Below are 971 nucleotides of genomic sequence, written 5' to 3'. Positions count from 1 at the left end.
GGGTCTGCTGCACGGATAGGTGACAGTTTCGGTCACGCGGCCTGACTGGCCGGTGTGGTCATGATCGTCTCGTATTCGATCGGGGTCAACCGGCCCAGGGCGATCTGGCGCCGGCGACGGTGGTAGGTGCGTTCGATCCAGGTGACAATCGCGATCCGTAGGTCTTCGCGGGTGGCCCAGCGGTGCCGGTCCAGGACGTTCTTCTGCAGCAAGCTGAAGAACGACTCCATGGCGGCGTTGTCGCCGGCGGCGCCGACCCGGCCCATGGAGCCGACCATGTCGTAGTGGTGCAGTGCGGCAACGAATTTCCGGCTTCGAAATTGCGACCCGCGGTCGGTGTGCAGCACACAGCCGGCGACATCGCCGCGGCGGGCGACCGCGTTGCGCAGCGCGGTAACGGCCAGCTGCGATTTCATCCGGTCGGCGATGCTGTAGCCGACGATCCGGTTGGAGAACACATCCTTGATCGCGCAGCAGTAGAGCTTGCCCTGCTCGGTGCGATGCTCGGTGATGTCGGCCAGCCACAAATGATTGGGGGCATCGGCGGTGAAGTCCCGGCCGACCAGGTCATCGTGAACTGGCGGACCGGGCCTCTTGCCGTTGCGACCCCGCTTCTTGCCGAACACGCTCCACAACCCGTTGTTCGAGCAGATCCGCCAKGCGGTGCGCTCGGCCATCGGCTGACCGGCAGCGCGGCCTCATCGACCAGGAACCGGTAGCCGAACTCCGGATCGTCCCGATGAGCGTCAACGAGGGCGTTGGTGCGGTAGGCCTCGACGATCTCGGCATCGGTGACCGGTTCTTGAAGCCACCGGTAGTAGGGCTGGCGAGCAATGTCCAGTACCCGGCACGTCACCACCACGGGGATCCCGTCGGCGGCGAGCTCGCTTACGAGCGGGTAGAGCCTTTTCCCGGCAGATTCGCCTGCGACAAATACGCTGCCGCCCGCCGCAGGACCTCGTTCTCCTGCT

At 65.5% G+C, this 971-nt stretch carries 1 pseudogene; it reads right to left on the bottom strand.

The features are described 5' to 3' along the window. Nucleotides 1-32: 32 nt before the first annotated feature. A pseudogene (locus tag EJK91_RS21400) lies at nucleotides 33-971 on the bottom strand (IS3 family transposase); the annotation flags it as partial.

The sequence above is a fragment of the Mycobacterium sp. P7213 genome (assembly GCF_900604305.1).
In the GTDB taxonomy this organism is placed as follows: domain Bacteria; phylum Actinomycetota; class Actinomycetes; order Mycobacteriales; family Mycobacteriaceae; genus Mycobacterium.
This window is presented reverse-complemented; position numbering and strand designations above follow the sequence as displayed.